Raw genomic sequence first — 20,143 nt, forward strand, 5'->3', positions numbered from 1 at the left:
CCAGCAGAGACGCATCAGGCGGCAATGCAACTGCCGTAATTTGCGTAAGGCAATTGTTAATCTGAACGTTTCGGAACTGGTTTTACCAGTTACAAAGGGGACTAATTACCTATGAAAAAATCTTCTATTTTGAAGGCAAGTACAGCACCTCTTGCGCTCGGGCTTATGCTCGCAGCGTCGCCTGCTGTTGTTGCTGCACAAGAGGCTGACGAGGAAGGTGCTCAAGCTGAAGTCATCACTCCAATCGTCGTTACCGGTTCGCGGATCGCCCGCCCTAACCTTGAGGGCTCGAGCCCAATCACAGTGGTTGGTTCAGAGCAGATTGAACTTACCGGTACGGTAACGCTCGAAACTTTGCTGAACGACCTGCCGCAGGTCATTCCCGGCAACAACCGTTCTTCAAACAACTCCGGCGGTGAAGCATTTGCAACTCTGGACCTTCGTGGCCTCGGTCCAAACCGTAACCTTATCCTGGTCGACGGCGAGCGTCTTGCGGCGTCTTCGACTACCGGCACTGTTGACATTTCGCAGATCCCGAATGCTCTTATCGAGCGGATTGAAGTCGTAACGGGCGGCGCTACTGCTGTTTATGGTTCCGATGCGATCTCGGGCGTTATCAACTTTGTCCTTAAGGACGATTTTGAGGGAGTATCCTTGAGCGGTCAGGCAAACATCGCTGAAGAAGGCGTTGGTTTCAACCACAACATTCAAGGTATTTTCGGCGGAAACTTTGATGACGGTCGTGGTAACTTGACCGTTTCCGCGTCGTACTTTGACCGTGATAGCGTAAGCCAGGGCCGCTTTGACTACTCGCGCGTTTCTGCCGGGCTAGGGCTAGTTAACGGCGTATTGAGCGTGATTGATGATCCCATCAATGATCTTGGTGCGGGCGATTCCATTCTATTCTCTGGCGGATCAGGTACGAACCCATACGGCACGGTTGTCAATGATGGCACTAATCCGTTCCGGAACCTCAACACGATCAGTCCAAACTTTGCCAGCTTCGATAATGATTGTAACCCCGCGACTGCAAACACTACAGTCACTGGCGGATCTATTTCATTTACGGACGCTGGTACAATTCGGCCTAACTCGACTGGTGGATTTTGTGCAATTCCGGTCAACGGTTCGCGTCGCTTCAACTTCGCACCGCTAAACAGCCTGGCAATCGCCTTTGACAGGTTCAATTTCGCATCAACCGGTAGCTATGAATTCTCGGAAAATACTTCTGCGAAAATCTATGCCAGCTATACGCGGACCGAATCAACTGCAGAACTCGCTCCAACTCCGGCAGCGGGCGGTACTGGTTTCACAATCGGCGTAGACAGCCCGCTCATCCCTGATGATCTTGCTGCTGCACTTGCATCACGTACTTTCTTTACGCCGTCCATGTCATCCGTACGGTTTGGTAGTCAGGCCGCATGTGAAGACACTGACGGAGATGACGTGGCGGATCGTGCGTGTACCGAACAATCTGGTGCAAACGACCCATTTTCGTTCAACCGCCGGTTCTTTGAAACGGGTCCCCGGATTGCTACGACTGAGTCTGAAGCGTTCCAAATCCGTTCGATCGTTGAGCACCGTCTTACTGACAATCTGACAGCCAGCTTCGTCGCGAGCTTCGGTCGCTCAGAGCTCGATCAGCGCGGTCAAGGTAACATCAACCGTACTGCGGTTGAGCAAGGCTTGGCAGATTGTATCAATGCTGACGGCGTTCGGAATGGTGCCGGAATACTGCCAGGTTGTGTGGCGGTAGATATCTTCGGTATCAACACACTGACCCCTGATATGGTCAACTTCGTACAAACTGATACGTTTGATACAGATACATTCGAACAAATTCGGGTTGCAGCCAACGTTGCAGGTAGCCTGTTCGATCTCCCAGCGGGGCCTTTGGGCATTGCTGTTGGTGCTGAATATCGTAAGGATACCGGTGAATCGGTCCCTGATGATGCCAAGCGTCGCGGTGAAATCATCGGCTTCAACCAGGCTAACCCGCTTTCCGGCGTTATCGACGTTCGCGAAGTTTACGGGGAAGTTCGTATTCCAGTCCTGGGCGGTGATGCTGGTATTGTTGACTCGCTCGTTTTGGAAGCGGGTGCACGGTACTCCGATTACAACCTTATCGGCGGATTGTTCAACTGGAAGGTTGGCGTTGAGCTTGCACCGGTAAACTGGCTGCGGTTCCGTGCTGCTTACAATAAAGCGGCGCGCGCTCCGAGTGTCTTCGAACTGTTCCAGAACGGTGACCAGGGCTTCCCATCCTATACGGATCCTTGTAACGCCATCAACGCCGGTCGGGATGATGCGTTTTGTGTTGCCCAGGGTGTTCCGGCTTCGGCACTTCCTACTTTTGCGCAGGCAAATAGTCAGGTCCAAGCCTTTGCGTTCGGTAACCCGAATCTGAGCGAAGAAAACGCTGAAACTTACACCATTGGCGGTGTGTTGACGCCTGACTTCTTCCCGCTTGGTCGCTTGTCGTTGACTGTCGATTACTACAACATTGAAATTAATGATCTGAACGCTGCACAAGGCGCACAGTTCTTCATCAATGATTGCTTCAACAACCAGACAGTTGATTCCTGTAATCGGATCACTCGTGATACAAGCGGTCAGATTGTTCGTGTAAACACAACTCGTGTGAACAGTGCCAATGCTCTGAAAACTTCGGGCATTGATGCCGGTCTTAACTGGTCGATTCCGATTGACGAAATCTTCGGTAGCGGTAACGGTCGGATTACTATCGACGAACTGTTCACATGGGTGGACTCGTACTCAATCGGTGGTACTGAATTCGTTGATACAGCAGATGCAGGTTTGGGCGGTATCACATCCGAATTCGCATCGACACTCACAGTCGGCTACCAAAATGAAGGCTTCACTGGCCAAGTTCGCTGGGTCTACAAGAGTGGCGGTGAGCAAGGTGGAAACCTGTTCGGTACTGATGACCAAACCGGCTTCATTACACCACGTGTTCCAGATTTGAACTCAGTCGATCTGTCCTTGCGCTATAACTTTGGCGGTAATTTCTCGCTGACAGGTATTGTGCATAACGTATTCAATGAACTTCCACCGCAAACTGCGGTTGGTATCTTTGAGCAGGCAAACTCAAACGTATCGTTCTACAACCCGCTTCTGTTGGGCCGGAACTTTACCGTTCAAGCGCAAGTCCGCTTCTAAGACCTGAGACATTGAAAAGGGGTGTCGGAAGCAATTCCGGCACCCCTTTTTGTTGTAACATAGCCTTTTGGGCTGGGCTCCTCCGAATTTTTCGGACTTTTGGGCTCTGACTACGATTAGTCTGGGATGACATCAAAAGCAGCGGTCAGCCGTGTTTGCTCTCCCGGGAATGGAATGGTCCCATGCCACAAATAGGAAGGGAACAACACTACCATTCCGACTTTCGGCTGGATCGACAACTCCGACGCTAAATCCAGTTCCAATCGCTCTGGCGGAACGCCGAATTGCAGCCACCCTGCACGATTACTTTCGGTACCAATACTATCCGGCAATTCAGCATAATATACAGAGCTGATCCAGCCTTGATCATGGAAATGGGCGATATGATGGCCATCTCCGTTGAGACGAACCGACCAAGACCCCCGAAAGCGAAAATTCCGCGACGCCCTTGCTAAAAAAGGGTGCTCAGGATCTTGAGGTAAATTTCGAATTTTGGAGTCGAGGATATGCGTTAATCGCTCCCGAAAACTCGCAAGAAACTCGTCTGACCGATTAAATAGGCTTCCAGAAGTCTGCGTGCCCTGGCGCAAGGACTGATTACCGGGGGCAGTGTGAGTTTTGTGCAACCGCTTCAATGAATTTGCGAGGCTTGATACGTAATCATTCGTATCAGCAGTTTGGACATCGATATTATGCGTGGTCACTAACGTGTCGTAATTGCACAGCCAGTTTTTGCGGGGATGATCAAGTAATCGCCATGCAGTCGAACGATAGGCCCATGCTGCTTGCGAGAACGGCTCACTCTCTATGACTTTCGCAGCATAATATTCTGCGCCATCAGGGTCATTACAAGCAAGCCGTATTTCAGCCAACGTGAGGTTAAGCGAATGGTCTTTCGGCGATAGGTGGACTAGTTTTTCGAGTATATCCAGAGCAATTTCGCGATTGCCAGCCCAAGCTTCTCCGAGCGCCCTGAAATAAGCGATTTTTGAATTGTCTGCGTGTTGCGTGGCTGCTTCATTTGCTGCACTCAATAGGCGCTCGTATTCTCCAAACGCTAATATTGCTGTCAAATATGTGTCCCACCAGGCAAATTCACCCGGATTAGAGCGCGCACGATTTCCAAGGTGCTCAAAAGGATCTTCGTGCAGTAAGTACTCATGACGCAATCTCACCAAGGCTTGACCGGCTTCTCCGTCGCCGGCTGCGAAAGCGCGCTTATATAAAACCTCTGCAGCTTCCACTTGATCCAATTCCAGCAGAACCGCCGCTTTTGCGGAATCGATCTGCGGTCCACGGGTACCCAGCCTTTCTAACTCCTCATATACTGCTAATGCCTCGTCATGCCTTTCACCTGCTCGCAGAGTAACTCCTCGGTTGAATAGAGTAACAGCGCGGCCCGGCTCAAGCCGCAACGCTTGATCGAAAGCTTTGACCGCGTCGTCAATCTGATCCAAATTTTTAAGGATAGTCCCCTTAACAGACCACATTCGAGCATTTTCAGGAAATGTGCGCAGGCTTTCATTTATCAGGGTCAGCGCGTGTTTTTCGTCGATCTTTTGGGCAGTAATCGCACGATTTATATGCGCATCAACAAGGTCTGGAAATTTCCCAAGAATTTTCTCAAACTGAAAGAGAGCTTTATCATTTTGACCATCAGCGGACAATGTATTGGCGTAGATATTGGCAATTTGTGGATCGGATGCATTTCGCGATTGGGCTTTACTGAAACAATCCAAAGCGACATCAAAACGGCTTATGTCTCGGGCCATCAAACCTGCGGCCATCAGAAGCTGAACATTATCACTGCCCCGCGAAACGATTGGCAATAATATGGCCAACGCATCGCTAATACGCCCTAACTGATGCAAATTTTGCGCCTTAGACAGTGCTTGGGGCTCAGTCATCGAAATATTCATCGGAAAATGCTATTGCTGACGTTTAACACGTATTCCTAGGCCGTCATTTACCCTAGCCATAAAACTTCCCAACGCTGCCCGTTTAATCGTAATAGGGTCGCCTCGCTTGGGCCGATTGATATATGTTGTGTCGGTCTGATACCAGACTGAACCATCCTCTAGCGTGAAAATATACCCTCGACGGCCTTCAGCTGCAGCTTTGATAATAGCGGTAATCTCTTTGACCTGTAGCTCTTCCTGATCATCACCTGATCTGCCGGAAAACAAGCCTATGCGGGGTAGTTGAAGGCCGAATAGGCCTCGCCTTTCATTACGTACATCCTCCCTACTGGCCACCAACAAATTGTCATTTTCTTCGGCGCTGGCCAAGGCGGTTACCGCTAAATCGTAACAAGTGACACGAAGGGCATCATCAACAATCGCCCGGCACTCCAGAACTTTGGTGAAGACCTCCGGCCTCGCCCGTTCGTCTTCTGCCAAAGCGACCGACGATGTAACCAGAGCCGCGATTGAAAAAGAGCTGGTAAATATAGTTTTTTTCATTCGAAACTCTCCGTTACATGCACTTTTTTCTCAATAGCCACTGTAGCGAAAAAAATTGATGAACGAAACCGTTCTTGAACGTTCGTTCGGTGGCTCGCTTCAGAAATTTTTAAACCCCCACCACCATCTCCAGCGCGCCGTCGCCCTCGTCGATGCTCACTGTGCTGCCGTCGGGGACTTCGCCCTGCAAGATCATCTCGGCAAGCGGGTCCTGCAAATAGCGTTGCACTGCGCGTTTTAGCGGCCGGGCGCCGTAGACCGGGTCATAGCCAACCCGGCCCAGCCAGCGCAGAGCGGCTTCGCTCAGATCGAGCGTGATCTTCCGGTCAGTCAGCAGTTTCTGTACCCTGCCCACCTGAATTTCAACGATTGGGGCCATGTGCTCTTGTCCCAGGCGGTGAAACAGGATGATCTCGTCCAGCCGGTTGAGAAATTCAGGGCGAAAATGCCCGCGGACCACATCCATCACCTGCGGTTCAACGTCGGCAACCTTCTGATCGTCCTCCATATTGGCGAGATACTGGCTGCCTAGGTTGGAAGTCAGAATGATCAGCGTATTCGCAAAATCGACCACGCGCCCCTGTCCATCGGTCAGGCGCCCGTCGTCGAGCACTTGCAGAAGCACGTTAAATACGTCGCTATGCGCTTTTTCCACCTCGTCAAAAAGCACCACCTGATAGGGCCGGCGGCGTACGCTTTCGGTGAGCACGCCGCCCTCTTCATACCCGACATAGCCCGGAGGCGCGCCAATCAGCCGCGCGACTGCGTGCTTTTCCATAAATTCGCTCATATCGATGCGGACCATCGCGCTGTCATCGTCAAACAGAAACTCTGCCAGAGCTTTCGTCAGCTCGGTTTTGCCGACCCCGGTGGGGCCCAGGAACAGAAAGCTGCCGAGCGGACGGTTCGGATCTTGCAGCCCGGCCCGCGCACGGCGGATGGCTTTTGACACCGCTTCAATGGGCTGGCGCTGGCCGATCACGCGCTTGCCGATAATCTCCTCCATCTGGAGCAGCTTCTCGCGCTCGCCTTCCATCATCCGGTCCATCGGAATGCCGGTGGCGCGGCTGACAACTGCGGCGATATCGTCTTCGGTCACTTCCTCGCGCAGCATCGCATTTTCGGTATGCTGGCCTGCGGCGTCGATCGCTTTTTCAAGTTCGGGTATTTTGCCGTAGGACAGCTCGCCCGCTTTGGCCAAATCGCCTTCACGCTGCGCCTGCTCAAGCTCAAGACGCGCCACGTCGAGCTGCTCCTTCAGCTTGCTCTCCGCATTGATTTTGTCGCGCTCGTTCTGCCAGCGGGTCGTCAATTCGGATGACTGCTGCTCAAGATTGGCGAGTTCCTCTCGCAGAGCGGTCAGCCGGTCTTTTGACGCGCTGTCTTTTTCCCTCGACAGCGCCGATTCTTCGATTTTCAGCTGGATGATCCTGCGGTCCAGCCCTTCTATCTCTTCAGGCTTGCTTTCCACTTCCATACGGATGCGGCTCGCGGCCTCATCCATCAGATCGATCGCCTTATCGGGAAGGAAACGGTTCTGGATATAGCGGTTGGACAGTGTCGCAGCCGCCACGATTGCGCCATCGGTTATACGCACGCCGTGGTGCAGCTCGTATTTCTCTTTCAGTCCGCGCAGAATGGAAATGGTGTCGGCCACGGTCGGCTCGTCAATATAAACCGACTGGAACCGCCGTTGCAGCGCGGGATCCTTCTCAACATATTTCTGATATTCATCGAGCGTGGTTGCCCCGATGCAATGCAGCTCACCGCGTGACAGAGCGGGTTTCAGCAGGTTGGACGCATCCATGCTGCCTTCCGATGCGCCGGCCCCGATCAACGTGTGCATCTCGTCGATGAACAGGATGATCTGGCCATCAGCGCCTTTCACCTCGTCGAGCACAGCCTTCAACCGTTCTTCAAATTCGCCGCGATATTTTGCGCCGGCAATCAGTGAACCCATGTCGAGGCTCATCAGAGTGCGGCCTTTCAGGCTATCGGGCACGTCACCATTGGCGATCCGCAAGGCAAGGCCCTCTGCAATGGCGGTTTTACCTGTTCCGGGCTCACCGATCAGGGCCGGATTGTTCTTGGTCCGGCGCGCGAGTATCTGAATTGTGCGGCGGATTTCCTCATCGCGGCCAATTACCGGGTCCAGCTTACCATCGCGCGCGGCCTGAGTCAGATCGCGGGCATATTTCTTCATCGCATCATAGGCATCTTCGGCGCTCGCCGTATCGGCTGTGCGCCCGCCGCGCAGTTCGCTGATTGCCGCATTGAGAGCTTTGGGATCAAGCTGCGCCTCTTTCAGCGCCTGTCCGGCGGTCGTGGTCGATGCGAGAGCCAGGGCGACGAGCAACCGTTCAACCGTGACATAGCTGTCACCGGCTTTCTCCGCGATGGTTTCTGCCTGATCAAGCACCCGTACTGCATCATTATCAAGACCCGGCGTCTGCTGCGCCCCCCCGCCCGATACGGCAGGAATTTTCGCCAGAGCGTCATCCACCATATCCTGCGCCGTACGGACATTACCGCCAGCACGCTGGATCAGGCCAGCTGCCATCCCTTCATCATCCTCCAGCAGCGCCTTGAGCAGGTGGGTCGGGGAAATACGCTGGTGGTTGTTGCGGATCGCGACCGTCTGCGCCGATTGCAGGAAACCTTTCGCGCGGTCAGTGAATTTTTCCAGGTTCATCGAAAATCCTTTGTCAATTGCTGGTCCAATATGGTGTGATATATCAGCAACACAAGATGTGGCAGCAAACTCTGTCCGCTGTGCTCCCGGTATAGCGGGGTGCGCGCAGCCAAGCTGCAATCTCAACCATATAAATTCACAGCCCTTTTCCAATCGTGCGCGCTTCACCTGCCGTCAGAAACCGGCTACGTCTGCGGATGAAAGAGAGTGTCGTATGAAGAAATGGCTGGCGCGTTCCGGATGGCTGCTATTGACTGCGGTATTGGTGGTCTTGGTTGGGCTGATGGTATGGGAACCATTCTTGGCGCAGAAAGGCCGCGCTGCTGAGGGGTCAGCCAGCCGGACATACGAGGCAGAGATCATCCGCAGCGAATACGGCGTGCCGCATATTTACGGCAAGACCGACGCCGATGTCGCTTACGGGGTGGCTATTGCCCATGCAGAGGATGATTTCTTCACGCTGCAGGATGTGATCGCAATGGCGCGCGGGCGCTATGGCGCGATTGCCGGGGAGGAAGGCGCGCAAGTTGATTACGTCTATCATCTGCTCGATGCACGCGGCACAGCGCGGCGCCATTATCCGGGTCTGCCCGCTGATACGCGCGCTCTTTTTGAAGCCTATGCCACCGGCCTCAACCAATATGCTGAGGAGAACGCTGGCGAGGTGAAATTGGGCAATCTGTTTCCGGTCAATGGGGAGGATGTCGCGACCGGCTTTGCGCTGCGTCAGCCGTTTTTCTTCGGACTGAACAATGTAATCGGTCCGCTCGTCGCGGGCGAACCTTTGCCGCCCGAATTCGGCCCGGCCATTCCGGGATATGACCCATCGGAAACAGCGCCGCCAATCATGAACAATCCCGATGGGAGCGAAACCGCCGCTGCCCTGCCCATTCATATGGGGGAAGACGGCGCAATGGCGGGGTCGAATGCATGGGCCATCGCTCCGGCAAAGTCAGGCGACGGCGTAACCCGGCTCGTATCCAACAGCCACCAGCCTTGGCGCGGCGGTGTCGCATGGTATGAACTGGTGGTTGAGAGCGAAGAGGGCTGGCATTATGCGGGGGCGAACTTTCCTGGCAGCCCGTTTCCCTTCCTTGGCCATAATGAGCATCTGGGATGGACCAATACAGTCAACCGGCCTGACATGACCGATATTTACAGGCTGGAAATGGATGATAGCGGTACGCGCTACCGGCTTGATGGCGAATGGCGCGATCTGGAAAGCACAACCGTGACACTGCCGGTCAGGATGGGGCCATTGGTGCTGCCGGTTCGCCGGACCGTTCACCGCAGCGCGCATGGACCTGTGATCATAAATGACAATGGTGCCTTCGCGATCCGCTATGGCGGGATCGACAATATCGGGCAGCTTGATGCCTATTACCGGCTCAACAAAGCCGAAACACTGGCCGAATGGGAAAGCGTTCTGGCACGGATGGATATCCCTTCGACCAATTTTATTTACGGCGATAAGGACGGCAATATCGCCTATGTCTATAATGCGGCGATCCCCAACCGGCAGGCCGGGCCCAACTGGCGCGGCATCCTGCCCGGCAATGATAGCAGCCTGATTTGGCAAGGCGCTGTCGATTACAACCGGCTGCCCAAAATCATCAATCCGGGCAGCGGGTGGCTGTATAACGCCAATAACCAGCCCTATTCTGCCGCTGGCCCCGCTGACGATATTGACCCCGGCAGCATTGCCCCTGAACTGGGGGTAGAGCTGAAAATGACCAATCGCGCGCGGCGGACTGAGGAATTGATGGCGCAGTTCGACATCATTGACCGTCCGACATTGGAACGGATCAAATATGATACGGGATACGTCCGGGCGGATTATGTCTCCACGATGATGGACGGGGTCGCGGCGATTGATACCACAGGCAAACCGCAATTGGCGCAAGCGCAGACACTGCTCGCCAGCTGGGATATTACATCGGACAATATCGGGGATGCCGACGCGCTGGCTCTGCTGATGATCCGCCCGTGGATGGGCGCAGAATATCAGAATCAGCCGCTGCCAGACGCAGAGGAAGAGCTGCAACAGGCCGCCGATCATCTGATGAAGCATTTCGGTACTCTGACCCCGCCGATGTCGGACCTGCTGCGATTGCGGCAAGGCCCCGGCAAATATGCGGTCGATCTGCCGCTCGATGGGGGCAGCGATACCCTGCGCGCCTCCACATTATGGAATGTCGATGAAGATGGGCGTTTATCCGTCCGGCATGGCGACAGTTTCCTGATGTTTATCGAATGGGAACCGGGCCAGCCAGTACGCAGCCAGTCGATCCAGCCATTTGGCGCCGCGACGACGCGGCCAGACAGCCCGCATTTCACCGATCAGGCGGCGCTGTTCGTCAGGAAGGAATTGAAACCGGTTCATTTCTGGCGCGTTGATGCGCTCAAAAACGCACGCAGCCGCAAAACTGTACGCAGCAACTGATTTCTGCCTATCATTCAAGGGACGATTACATATGCGCCTTACCCCCATTACCCGCTTTGCCTCGGCCAGCATTTTCGCTCTGTCACTTGTCGCCATGCCCGCCTCGGCGCAGGACCGCGCCGCCCGCGCAGGAATGGCTGCAAATGAGACTGCGGCGCCCGGTGATGCTGCGGCACCCGCCCCTGTGTCGCAGCTGATCGATGCAGTATCCATTCCGTATGAGCAATTCACGCTGGACAATGGCCTGACGGTGCTGGTCCATGAAGACCGCAAAGCGCCCGTCGTGGGCGTATCCGTGTGGTATGATGTCGGCTCCAAGCATGAACCGGAGGGCAAGACCGGGTTCGCGCATCTTTTCGAACATTTGATGTTTAATGGCAGCGAGAATGCACCCGGCGATTTCTTTGAACCATTGCAGCAAGTCGGCGCGACCGATTTCAACGGCACCACATGGTTTGACCGGACCAATTATTTCCAGACTGTACCGACCGGCGCGCTTGACCGGACATTAATGCTCGAAAGCGACCGGATGGGCTATCTGCTCGGTGCGGTGACGCAGGAAAAACTCGATAACCAGATTGGCGTTGTACAGAATGAGAAGCGCCAGGGGGATAACCAGCCTTACGGCCTGGTGGAATATGAACAGCTGGAAAACCTGTACCCCTCAGGCCACCCGTATCATCACTCCACCATCGGTTCGATGGCGGACCTGTCGGGCGCAACGTTGGATGACGTGAAGCAGTGGTTCCGCGACAATTACGGACCCAACAACGCCATTCTAGTGCTTGCGGGGGATATAGATACTGACACTGCCAAGGCCAAAGTCACTCAGTGGTTTGGCGCTATTGCACGCGGGCCGGAAACCGCTGCGGTGGATGCACCGGTCCCGACACTGGATGCGCCGCAAAGCAAAACTATTTACGATCAGGTCGCGACCCCGCGCATTTACCGCATGTGGGCCGTCCCCGGCCTTGATAATCCTGAAAACCTGCCGCTTTCGATGGGCGCCACCGTGCTGGGCGGCCTTGCCTCCTCGCGGCTTGATGAGGCGCTGGTGCGCGGCAAGCAGCTTGCGGTTCGGGTCGTCGCCCGCGCCAGCATTTTTTCCCAGGCGGGACAGTTCGTTGTCTATGCCGATGCGCGGCCAGGCGTTGATCAGGCTGTTCTGGCAGCGGCCCTGGACGAGGAAATCGCCAAGTTCATCGCCGAGGGGCCGACAGATGCAGAAATCCAGCGCGCCACCACGGTCTATGCTGCGGGCCAGATACGCGGGCTGGAGCAGGTTGGCGGGTTCGGCGGCAAAGCGCCCACACTGGCGCAAGGGCTCCTGTATGAAGGCAATCCCGCCGCTTACAAAGCCACATTGGAGCGCGCGGCCGCCTTGACCCCTGAAGAAGTGCGTGAGGCGACAGCCAAATGGATATCGCGCCCGGTCTTTGAATTGATCGTCGAACCCGGAGAACGCCGGGAAGGCGGTGAGAACCGTGCGGGGTTCGTGGTTTCCCCAGAGGGAACCGGTCCTCAGCCAGCGTTCTATATCAATCCCGTCACCCAGCAGGGTTCGGCTGCGGTGCCCGCGATTGCCGAAGCGGACCGGTCCGAGCTGCCGCCAATCGGTGAACTGAAACCGCTTGATTTCCCGGATATTGAACGGGCCACATTGTCGAACGGGATGGAGGTGTTTTTCGCCCGCCGCGATGCCGTGCCCGTGGTCAGCGTGCGTGTGTCATTCGATGCTGGTTTTGCCGCTGACCCTGAAAACCGGCTCGGTCTGCATTCGCTGATGCTGAGCGCGATGGATGAAGGGACCACCAGCCTGACCGCTTCGGAATTTTCGGTCGCCCGCGAATCGCTTGGTGCAAGCATTTTCGGTAGCGCCAGCGCCGACACGACCTTCTTTGGTATGGACGCGGTCACGCCCAATCTGCTCGGTTCTCTCACTCTGCTGGCCGATTTTATTCGCAATCCCGCATTTGATGAAGCCGCTCTGGAACGCGTGCGGGCGCAGCAGCTGACTCGTATCACCGCAGAGCTCAACAGCCCCGTCGCAATCGGCCAGCGCGTGCTGGCACCGATCCTGTTCGGGGCGCAGCATCCCTATGGCAATCCGCCATCGGGCACTGGCAGCGCCGAAGTGGTTTCCGCCATCACGCGTGAGGAGCTGGCTGAGTTCCACAGCAGCTGGCTGCGGCCCGATCTCGCCAAAGTGTTTGTTGTTGGTGATACCACGCTGGCCGATACGGTCACGCAGCTGGAGGCCAGCTTTGGCGACTGGGCCGCGCCCGAAGCGGCTGCGCCTGTAAAAAGCTATGCCGCGCCCATTCCTGCGCCCGAACCCAAGATTGTGCTGGTGGACCGGCCCAATTCCCCGCAATCGATTATTTTTGGTGCGCGGGTGCTTGAACAGAAGGGGACTGATGATCTGACCGTGCTGAATGCGGCCAATGAGGTGTTTGGGGGCAGCTTCCTGAGCCGGATCAACATGAATCTGCGAGAGACCAAAGGCTGGTCCTACGGCGTGCGCAGCATAGTGCAGGCCCCGCAAGACCGTGCGACTTTCCTTATTTACGCACCGGTCCAGGCCGACCGTACGGGCGATTCGGTGGCGGAGTTGCGGGCCGATCTGGGCTCCTATGTCAGCGGGAACGGGGTCACCGCGCAAGAACTGACGCGGCTCGTCAACGGCAATGTCCGCGAACTGCCCGGACGGTTTGAAACCAGCGGCGATGTCCTGGGCGGGATAGTCAATATTGTCACTTATGAACGGCCCGATGACTATTATGAAACTCTGGCAGAAAAATATTCTGCGCTGACGGCACAGCAGCTCGACGCTGCGGCATTGCAGTCTTTCAAGGGAGACGAGCTGACTTTTGTAATCGTTGGCGATGCGCAGATTGTCCGCCCACAGCTTGACGCGCTGGGCCTGCCCGTGGAAGTGCGGGAAACACTTGGCGAATAAACCGTTAGAGACACAATAAAAGGAGAATATATATGTCCGTAGCAGGTACCTATGACTGCGTAACCAAAAGCCCGATGGGCGACCAGAAAAGCACTGTCACCATCGTGCCAAACGATGATGGAACCGAATTCACCGGGACCAATCAGGGCGCGATGGGCGCAATGGATCTGGAAAATGGCAAGATTGACGGCAACAAGCTGACATGGACGATGAACATGACCGTTCCCATGCCAATGAAACTGGAAGGCGAAGCCACAGTCGAGGGCGATCAACTGGTGGGTGAAGTCGATGCGGGCGCATTTGGAAAAATGGCCATGACCGGCGAACGCAAGAGCTGATAACTGCTCATACCGCGCTCGTGAAAGAGCCATGAGCGGCCCCGCATTTCGTGATGGAATGCGGGGCTTTTCATATCTCCTGTCAACGGACAATACGGCTTGTCGATACCGGCGGTGGATGGAATGTCCTGCCCGGAGGGTTCGCGGCGCTTTGCGAGCGGCCGCCAGAGGGGCCAAGGCAACTGCGCGATCTGGATTGGAACCGTGCGAATTGCATGATGCCTCGGCATGCACGCAAACGTGCTCCTCACGAATGCGACCTGCGGCTAGCGAAATTGCCCGCGCAATGCCTGATAGGCAGCCGCCGCAACCGCGTTTGCAAGATTGAGAGAACGCACGATATCGGACCGCATCGGCAGATTGACCATCTGTGCGCTGTGCGCCGCCACGATGGCTGGCGGCAACCCCTTGGTTTCCTGGCCGAACACCAGATAGGCATCGGCGGGATAGTCTGGCGCGTAAAAACTGCGCGCGCCATATTCCTCAAACAGGAACATCTGATCCGCGCGCGGGGTACGCGCAGCAATGAATTGCTCCCAACTGGGAAATTCCGCCAGCCGTATATGCGGCCAGTAATCGAGGCCCGAACGCTTCACCCGCTTGTCTGACAGGTCAAAGCCAAGCGGATGGATCAGTACCAATTCCATATCCAGCGCCACGCAGGTCCGCCCGATCGCGCCCGTATTGCCGGGAATTTCCGGCGACACGAGGACGATGGACATACGCGGTGCGGTCATCGCCCGCGTATCAGCCCAATCACAAACATCAACCACCCCGCCAGCACAAGCACGCTGGAGCTGATGATCACTGCGCTGCTCGCCAATTCGAGCGGCGGTGACGCAGAGTGCCCTGCGCCCGCGATCGGCAAGGCTTCACTCGCGCCGGTCATGGCCGCCAGAGTGATCCCCAGCCACAGCCCAACCATCCCGGCAGAAAGCGCCCAGCGGGCGATTTTCTCCGTGAAAGGGGCCCATTTGCACGCGCTCCAGAAGACTGCGGCGATCATCACCGCCATGCCGCTTTGCACGGCATCGAGATGCGCGGACAGCGCCATGCGCGGATTGGCAAACTGTTGGACCACCAGCCCCTGCAACAGACCGGCCAGAAAGAGCAACGCGCCGACAAACGCCAGCGTCCTCGCACCTTCTTCCAGCCTGATCTGCATCAGCCCAATTTCGCTTTCAGCAATTGATTGACCACTTGCGGGTTCGCTTTGCCCTGCATCGCTTTCATCGTTTGGCCCACAAAGAAGCCGAACAGCTTGTCCTTGCCCGCTTTGTACTGTTCGACCTTATCCTGATTGGCAGCAAGGATTGCGTCAATCTCGGTTTCAATCGCGCCCGTATCCGATAGCTGTTTCAGCCCTTCTGTCTCGGCAATTTCGGTGGGTTTGCGGCCGGTTTTAAGGACAATCTCGTAGATTTCCTTGGCCTGACTGCCAGAGATATCGCCCGCGCCCTGCATACCCAGAATGGACGCTTGTGCTTCGGCAGTGGCATATTCCAGATTTGCCTCATCACCCAGCGACTTTACCACGCCGGGCGCGGTGGACATGGACCAATTGGCAACCGTGGTCGCAATCTCTGCCTCCGGCTTACCCAGATGCTTGGCGGTAATCGCCAGCAGCGTTTCAAACCGGGCGAATGTCTCGACCTCCACCGTCAGCACCGCCGCATTGTAATCGCTCAGGCCCAATTTTTCGACATAGCGGATGTGCTTGGCATCGGGCAGTTCGGGCAAGCTCGCGCGGCATTCCTCCAGGAAGGAATTCTCCAGATTCACCGGCAGCAAGTCGGGATCGGGGAAGTAACGATAATCATGCGCGTCTTCCTTGCTGCGCATCGAGCGTGTCTCGTTCTTGTCCGGATCATACAGCCGCGTTTCCTGCACCACGGTGCCGCCATCTTCGATCAGATCAACCTGACGGCGCGCCTCGCTTTCGATCACCGCCATCACGAAGCGGACCGAATTGACGTTCTTGGTTTCGGTGCGTGTGCCCAGCTCGGTATCGCCAACCTTACGCACCGATACGTTGACGTCCGCGCGCATGGAGCCTTGCTCCATATTGCCGTCGCACGATCCGACATAGCGCAGGATCGAACGCAATTTGCGCACATAGGCACCGGCCTCTGCGGGCGATGTCATATGCGGCATGGAGACAATCTCCATCAGCGCGACACCGCAGCGGTTGAGATCGACATAGGACATGGTTGGGTGCTGGTCATGCATCAGCTTGCCCGCATCCTGCTCGACGTGAATCCGCTCGATCCCGATGATCTTGTCTTCGGCGATACCGGCCTTCTCGTCTTTCTCGATGAGCAGCTGCCCCTCGCCCACGATGGGGTGGTACAGCTGAGAGATTTGATAGCCCTGCGGCAAATCGGCGTAGAAGTAGTTCTTCCGGTCGAAGCGTGAATATGTGTTGATCTCGGCCTCGATAGCCATGCCGGTGCGCACCGCCTGACGGATGCATTCGGCATTGGGCACGGGCAGCATGCCGGGCATCGCCGCATCGATCAGGCTGACCTGCGTATTCGGCTCCGCGCCAAAGGTCGTATCCGCACCGCTGAACAGCTTGGACGCCGATGTGATCTGCGCATGGACCTCAAGGCCGATCACGACCTCCCATTCGGCGCTCACGCCCTGGATGCGGTAGTTAGACATCAGAATCAATCTCCACAGTGCTTTTCTTCGGACCAATCGCGCGATCTAGCACGCCTTCATATTGCCACGGAATCGTGAATTCTATGCGAGACACGGTCTGAGCTTCATCCGCTCCCTTACCACCGACATCAACACCAGCCCCAAACACTTGTAACTTCAAACCGCCGCCAGCTTCCTTTGACTGTTTAGCAGTTACCGCGATATCGAACTTGACGTCTTTAGGCATTCGGAAGGCTTCTGCCCCAACTGGGCCAAACGCTTGAGATATCCCAGATTTCTTAATTCCGTCATTTATCGCTCGCAAAGACTGTGCAATGAACTCTGTCAGTTCATTATCTTCTTCAGTTTTAGCTTCGTCAGGCATAATTCACCACCACTTCTCCGGTTTCGCTGTGAACCCAGCACGCTCTTCAATCGCGAGGCCAGCGTTCATCACGCCTTGCTCGTCAAAAGCTTTGCCGACGATCTGGAGGCCCAGCGGAAGCCCTTCCGAGTTCACACCGCAGGGCACGCTCATCGCTGGCAATCCCGCAAGCGAAGCTGGCACAGCGAACACATCGTTGAGATACATGCCCAGCGGATCATCCGACTTCTCACCCAGGCCAAAGCTGGCGGTGGGCGTAGTCGGCGCGAGGATTACGTCGCATTCCTTGAACGCATTCTCAAAATCCTGCGCCACCAGCGCCCGCACCTTTTGCGCCTGCGTGTAATAGGCATCGTAGAAGCCCGCGCTCAGCACATAAGTGCCGATCAGAATGCGGCGTTTGACCTCGTCACCGAAACCTTCAGCGCGAGTGGCGGCGTACATATCCTGCAGGCCTGCGCCCTCTGGCAGATCGCGCAAACCATACCGCACCCCGTCATAACGCGCGAGATTGCTCGATGCCTCTGCGGGGGCGATGATGTAATAGGCAGGCAGCGCATATTTGGTGTGCGGCAGGCTGATATCGACCACCTGTGCGCCCGCATCTTTCAGCCATGCAATCCCGTTATCCCAGCTTTTGAGGATTTCGGGATCGGTGCCCTCCATCCTATATTCGCGCGGAATGCCGACTGTCTTGCCCTTCATGTCCGAGTTCAGGCCAGCGGCCCAATCGGGAACGGGCATGTCGAGGCTGGTCGCATCCTTGGGATCAAACCCCGCCATCGCGCCGAGCATAATCGCGCAGTCGCGCACATCATGCGCCATCGGGCCGGCCTGATCGAGGCTGCTGGCAAATGCCACCACGCCCCACCGGCTGCACCGGCCGTAAGTCGGCTTCACGCCTGTGATGCCGGTGAAGGCTGCGGGCTGACGGATCGACCCGCCCGTATCTGTGCCTGTCGCCGCCGGGGCGAGGCGCGCTGATACGGCGGTCGAGCTGCCCCCCGAAGACCCGCCGGGGCTCATCGGAGTATTCGACCCATCGGGGCGGCGCCACGGCGATGTGACGTTGCCGAAGTATGATGTCTCGTTGGAGGAGCCCATCGCGAACTGGTCTAGGTTCAGCTTGCCCAGCATCCCTGCGCCAGCGGCCCACAGATTGCTCGACACAGTGCTTTCATATTCCGGCGTGAAGCCTTCGAGAATATGGCTCGCCGCAGTGGTCTGCACACCTTTGGTGGCAAACAGATCCTTCATGCCAATCGGCACGCCGGCCATAATGCCCAGCGGCTTGCCCGCCGCACGGTCAGCATCGACGGCATCGGCGGCTTCGAGAGCCTTTTCCGGCGTCGTGACAATGAACGCGTTTAGCGCGCTGGCAGCGGCAACATTGGCGTTGAACGCCTCCGCCACTTCGCGCGCAGAAAAGATTCCGTCTTTTACGCCATCACGAATGGCCGCAACGCCCAGGTCGGTGAGGTTGGTCATATCTCGTCACCCTGAACGTGTTTCGGGGTCCATTTTTCCATCAGCTCAGTTTTCGCGGCAATCATGCAGAGTCCTTGTTTCTGGATCCTGAAACACGCGCTGCTGCGCAGCTGTTCAGGATGATTGAATGAAAATGCAATCTTCATTCAATCACCTTCGGCACGCCAAAAAATCCATGCTCGGCAGCGGGAGCATTGGCGAGAATATCATCGCGCCGGTCGCCTCCGGTTTTCGGATCGGCATTCACTTCATCCGCACGCAAGCGCAGCACGTTTGGAATAACGGCCGTCATCGGTTCGACATGGGTACAATCGACCTCGCTCAACTGGTCGACCCAGCCGAGGATTTGATTGAGTTCCGGAACCATACGCTCCAGCGCGGCATCATCCATTTTGATCCGCGCCAGCGCGGCGATTTTCGCAACGGTGGTCTTGTCAACGGACATATCGTGTGCCCTTTTTGATAGTCTATAAGAAAGCGCCGCCGCTATGGCCGCGCCCGGTTTTTACTGGCCAGAAGGCGGCCCCGCAGGAGGCGCGCCCGGAGGTCCACCCGGTGCGCCATCAGGCCCGCCCTGTTGTTGCTGCATCATTTGCTGCAACCCTTGCAAGCGCATCTGGAAATCTGATCCGGCCATAAATTCGGTCACTTCAATCTCGAATATGAGATCGGCATTTGGCGGGATCGGCGCGCCTTCTGGCGGGTTGGCGCCATAGGCTTTGTCGGACGGGATCGTCAGCACATACTTGCCGCCGGTCTGCATCTGGCGCAGACCTTCCAGAAATCCGTCAATCGCCGCCCCTTCTTCAATCGGGAACGGGTTGCCCTTGGGGAAAATGCCCGGCGGGATCGGCGGATCCTGCGATTCGTCGAACACCGTGCCATCGGTCAATTTGCCGACATAGTTGATGAATACCACATCGCCCTCGCTTGGCGTCGGGCCGGTGCCTTCGACCAGAGTTTCCAGCGAAACGCTTTTCGGGACAGCGGACCATGCAATACCCGCACCCACCAAGATGGCGACAATAATGCCGAGCCATAATTTGGTCAGCGAGCCTTTGGCCACGGGTTTGATTGGTACGCGGGTGACTTCGGTCATTGAGGATTCCTGAAAGTTTGGCCCGATAAACAAAAGGGCGCAGATTGCTCTGCGCCCTGATGGCTTATCACTGAACGCAGTTCAAGCGAGTAAGTGATGTAATGCGGCGATTATCCGTCACGTTCCATCCGCTTGCGATCCATCTTGCGGGCGCGGCGGACGGCAGCAGCCTTCTCACGGGCACGCTTTTCGGAAGGCTTTTCAAAATGGCGGCGCAATTTCATTTCGCGATACACGCCCTCACGCTGCAGCTTCTTTTTGAGCGCGCGGAGAGCTTGATCGACATTGTTATCGCGAACCATAATTTGCATAAATTCAAAAACCTCAAAAACGACACGAGCGGTTGCCCCGCCAGAGAGCGGAGGATGCCCTGTAAATACCACATAGAAAAGGGCCGAATCCGCGCGGGACCGGCTCAATATATGAGTCATGTAGCGAAACACGGCTGTTCTGG

The 20,143-nt window shown here is 56.2% G+C and carries 16 protein-coding genes; 4 read left to right on the plus strand and 12 right to left on the minus strand.

The window, feature by feature from the left end; all coding sequences use genetic code 11:
• The first annotated feature begins 111 nt into the window (after window positions 1-111).
• A complete protein-coding gene (locus WA922_RS06420; RefSeq protein ID WP_424770859.1) occupies window positions 112-3,180 on the plus strand; it encodes a TonB-dependent receptor plug domain-containing protein in 3,069 nt (1,022 codons plus the stop codon).
• Between the two features lie 116 nt (window positions 3,181-3,296).
• Here the strand turns inward: WA922_RS06420 and WA922_RS06425 are convergent, their stop codons facing one another.
• The 3 genes from WA922_RS06425 to clpB all read right to left on the minus strand — a co-directional run bounded on the left by WA922_RS06425 (window position 3,297) and on the right by clpB (window position 8,334).
• Complete coding sequence (locus WA922_RS06425) at window positions 3,297-5,099, minus strand: putative 2OG-Fe(II) oxygenase (protein WP_424770860.1); 1,803 nt, start codon at window positions 5,097-5,099, stop codon at window positions 3,297-3,299.
• Between the two features lie 9 nt (window positions 5,100-5,108).
• The gene (locus WA922_RS06430; RefSeq protein WP_424770861.1) at window positions 5,109-5,642 is read right to left on the minus strand and encodes a hypothetical protein; all 534 of its coding nucleotides are present in this window, start codon (window positions 5,640-5,642) and stop codon (window positions 5,109-5,111) included.
• A 109-nt stretch (window positions 5,643-5,751) separates the two neighbouring features.
• A complete protein-coding gene (clpB, locus tag WA922_RS06435) occupies window positions 5,752-8,334 on the minus strand; it encodes an ATP-dependent chaperone ClpB (protein WP_424770862.1) in 2,583 nt (860 codons plus the stop codon).
• A 214-nt stretch (window positions 8,335-8,548) separates the two neighbouring features.
• On the opposite strand from clpB, the gene WA922_RS06440 reads away from it, so the two are divergent.
• The 3 genes from WA922_RS06440 to WA922_RS06450 are packed head-to-tail and all read left to right on the plus strand — an operon-like array spanning window position 8,549 to window position 14,074.
• The gene (locus WA922_RS06440) at window positions 8,549-10,777 is read left to right on the plus strand and encodes an acylase (protein WP_424770863.1); all 2,229 of its coding nucleotides are present in this window, start codon (window positions 8,549-8,551) and stop codon (window positions 10,775-10,777) included.
• Window positions 10,778-10,808: 31 nt separating this feature from the next.
• Complete coding sequence (locus WA922_RS06445) at window positions 10,809-13,736, plus strand: M16 family metallopeptidase (protein ID WP_424770864.1); 2,928 nt, start codon at window positions 10,809-10,811, stop codon at window positions 13,734-13,736.
• A 32-nt stretch (window positions 13,737-13,768) separates the two neighbouring features.
• The gene (locus WA922_RS06450) at window positions 13,769-14,074 is read left to right on the plus strand and encodes a hypothetical protein (protein WP_424770865.1); all 306 of its coding nucleotides are present in this window, start codon (window positions 13,769-13,771) and stop codon (window positions 14,072-14,074) included.
• 266 nt (window positions 14,075-14,340) lie between these two features.
• Here the strand turns inward: WA922_RS06450 and WA922_RS06455 are convergent, their stop codons facing one another.
• From WA922_RS06455 to rpsU, 9 genes are all read right to left on the minus strand, one after another.
• Complete coding sequence (locus WA922_RS06455) at window positions 14,341-14,811, minus strand: tRNA (cytidine(34)-2'-O)-methyltransferase (RefSeq protein ID WP_424770866.1); 471 nt, start codon at window positions 14,809-14,811, stop codon at window positions 14,341-14,343.
• Window positions 14,808-15,239, minus strand: coding sequence for a hypothetical protein (locus WA922_RS06460; RefSeq protein ID WP_424770867.1), 432 nt, complete (start codon window positions 15,237-15,239; stop codon window positions 14,808-14,810). Before WA922_RS06460 ends, WA922_RS06455 begins: the two co-directional genes overlap by 4 nt.
• Complete coding sequence (gene gatB, locus WA922_RS06465; RefSeq protein ID WP_424770868.1) at window positions 15,239-16,738, minus strand: Asp-tRNA(Asn)/Glu-tRNA(Gln) amidotransferase subunit GatB; 1,500 nt, start codon at window positions 16,736-16,738, stop codon at window positions 15,239-15,241. Before gatB ends, WA922_RS06460 begins: the two co-directional genes overlap by 1 nt.
• A complete protein-coding gene (locus WA922_RS06470; protein WP_424770869.1) occupies window positions 16,731-17,102 on the minus strand; it encodes a trypco2 family protein in 372 nt (123 codons plus the stop codon). Before WA922_RS06470 ends, gatB begins: the two co-directional genes overlap by 8 nt.
• A 3-nt stretch (window positions 17,103-17,105) precedes the next feature.
• Window positions 17,106-18,590: an Asp-tRNA(Asn)/Glu-tRNA(Gln) amidotransferase subunit GatA gene (gene gatA / locus WA922_RS06475; RefSeq protein ID WP_424770870.1), complete on the minus strand. Its 1,485-nt coding sequence runs from the start codon at window positions 18,588-18,590 to the stop codon at window positions 17,106-17,108.
• Window positions 18,587-18,736 (minus strand): hypothetical protein, encoded by a 150-nt coding sequence (locus WA922_RS06480; protein ID WP_424770871.1) that lies wholly within the window; start codon window positions 18,734-18,736, stop codon window positions 18,587-18,589. Before WA922_RS06480 ends, gatA begins: the two co-directional genes overlap by 4 nt.
• On the minus strand, window positions 18,733-19,035 hold the full coding sequence (gatC, locus tag WA922_RS06485; RefSeq protein ID WP_424770872.1) for an Asp-tRNA(Asn)/Glu-tRNA(Gln) amidotransferase subunit GatC: 303 nt from the start codon (window positions 19,033-19,035) through the stop codon (window positions 18,733-18,735). The genes WA922_RS06480 and gatC overlap by 4 nt, the downstream gene beginning before the upstream one ends.
• 60 nt (window positions 19,036-19,095) lie before the next feature.
• Window positions 19,096-19,689: an FKBP-type peptidyl-prolyl cis-trans isomerase gene (locus tag WA922_RS06490; RefSeq protein ID WP_424770873.1), complete on the minus strand. Its 594-nt coding sequence runs from the start codon at window positions 19,687-19,689 to the stop codon at window positions 19,096-19,098.
• 110 nt (window positions 19,690-19,799) lie between these two features.
• Window positions 19,800-20,000, minus strand: coding sequence for a 30S ribosomal protein S21 (gene rpsU / locus WA922_RS06495; protein WP_424771003.1), 201 nt, complete (start codon window positions 19,998-20,000; stop codon window positions 19,800-19,802).
• Window positions 20,001-20,143: the final 143 nt, after the last annotated feature.

Source organism: Pontixanthobacter sp. (genome assembly GCF_049682855.1).
Taxonomy (GTDB): Bacteria; Pseudomonadota; Alphaproteobacteria; order Sphingomonadales; family Sphingomonadaceae; genus Pontixanthobacter.

Excerpts from the sequence above, each read along its gene's own strand:
- WA922_RS06420 (WP_424770859.1), top strand. The coding sequence starts at position 112 with ATGAAAAAATCTTCTATTTTGAAGGCAAGTACAGCACCTCTTGCGCTC.
- WA922_RS06425 (WP_424770860.1), bottom strand. The coding sequence starts at position 5,099 with ATGAATATTTCGATGACTGAGCCCCAAGCACTGTCTAAGGCGCAAAAT.
- WA922_RS06430 (WP_424770861.1), bottom strand. The coding sequence starts at position 5,642 with ATGAAAAAAACTATATTTACCAGCTCTTTTTCAATCGCGGCTCTGGTT.
- clpB (WP_424770862.1), bottom strand. The coding sequence starts at position 8,334 with ATGAACCTGGAAAAATTCACTGACCGCGCGAAAGGTTTCCTGCAATCG.
- WA922_RS06440 (WP_424770863.1), top strand. The coding sequence starts at position 8,549 with ATGAAGAAATGGCTGGCGCGTTCCGGATGGCTGCTATTGACTGCGGTA.
- WA922_RS06445 (WP_424770864.1), top strand. The coding sequence starts at position 10,809 with ATGCGCCTTACCCCCATTACCCGCTTTGCCTCGGCCAGCATTTTCGCT.
- WA922_RS06450 (WP_424770865.1), top strand. The coding sequence starts at position 13,769 with ATGTCCGTAGCAGGTACCTATGACTGCGTAACCAAAAGCCCGATGGGC.
- WA922_RS06455 (WP_424770866.1), bottom strand. The coding sequence starts at position 14,811 with ATGACCGCACCGCGTATGTCCATCGTCCTCGTGTCGCCGGAAATTCCC.
- WA922_RS06460 (WP_424770867.1), bottom strand. The coding sequence starts at position 15,239 with ATGCAGATCAGGCTGGAAGAAGGTGCGAGGACGCTGGCGTTTGTCGGC.
- gatB (WP_424770868.1), bottom strand. The coding sequence starts at position 16,738 with ATGTCTAACTACCGCATCCAGGGCGTGAGCGCCGAATGGGAGGTCGTG.
- WA922_RS06470 (WP_424770869.1), bottom strand. The coding sequence starts at position 17,102 with ATGCCTGACGAAGCTAAAACTGAAGAAGATAATGAACTGACAGAGTTC.
- gatA (WP_424770870.1), bottom strand. The coding sequence starts at position 18,590 with ATGACCAACCTCACCGACCTGGGCGTTGCGGCCATTCGTGATGGCGTA.
- WA922_RS06480 (WP_424770871.1), bottom strand. The coding sequence starts at position 18,736 with ATGAAGATTGCATTTTCATTCAATCATCCTGAACAGCTGCGCAGCAGC.
- gatC (WP_424770872.1), bottom strand. The coding sequence starts at position 19,035 with ATGTCCGTTGACAAGACCACCGTTGCGAAAATCGCCGCGCTGGCGCGG.
- WA922_RS06490 (WP_424770873.1), bottom strand. The coding sequence starts at position 19,689 with ATGACCGAAGTCACCCGCGTACCAATCAAACCCGTGGCCAAAGGCTCG.
- rpsU (WP_424771003.1), bottom strand. The coding sequence starts at position 20,000 with ATGCAAATTATGGTTCGCGATAACAATGTCGATCAAGCTCTCCGCGCG.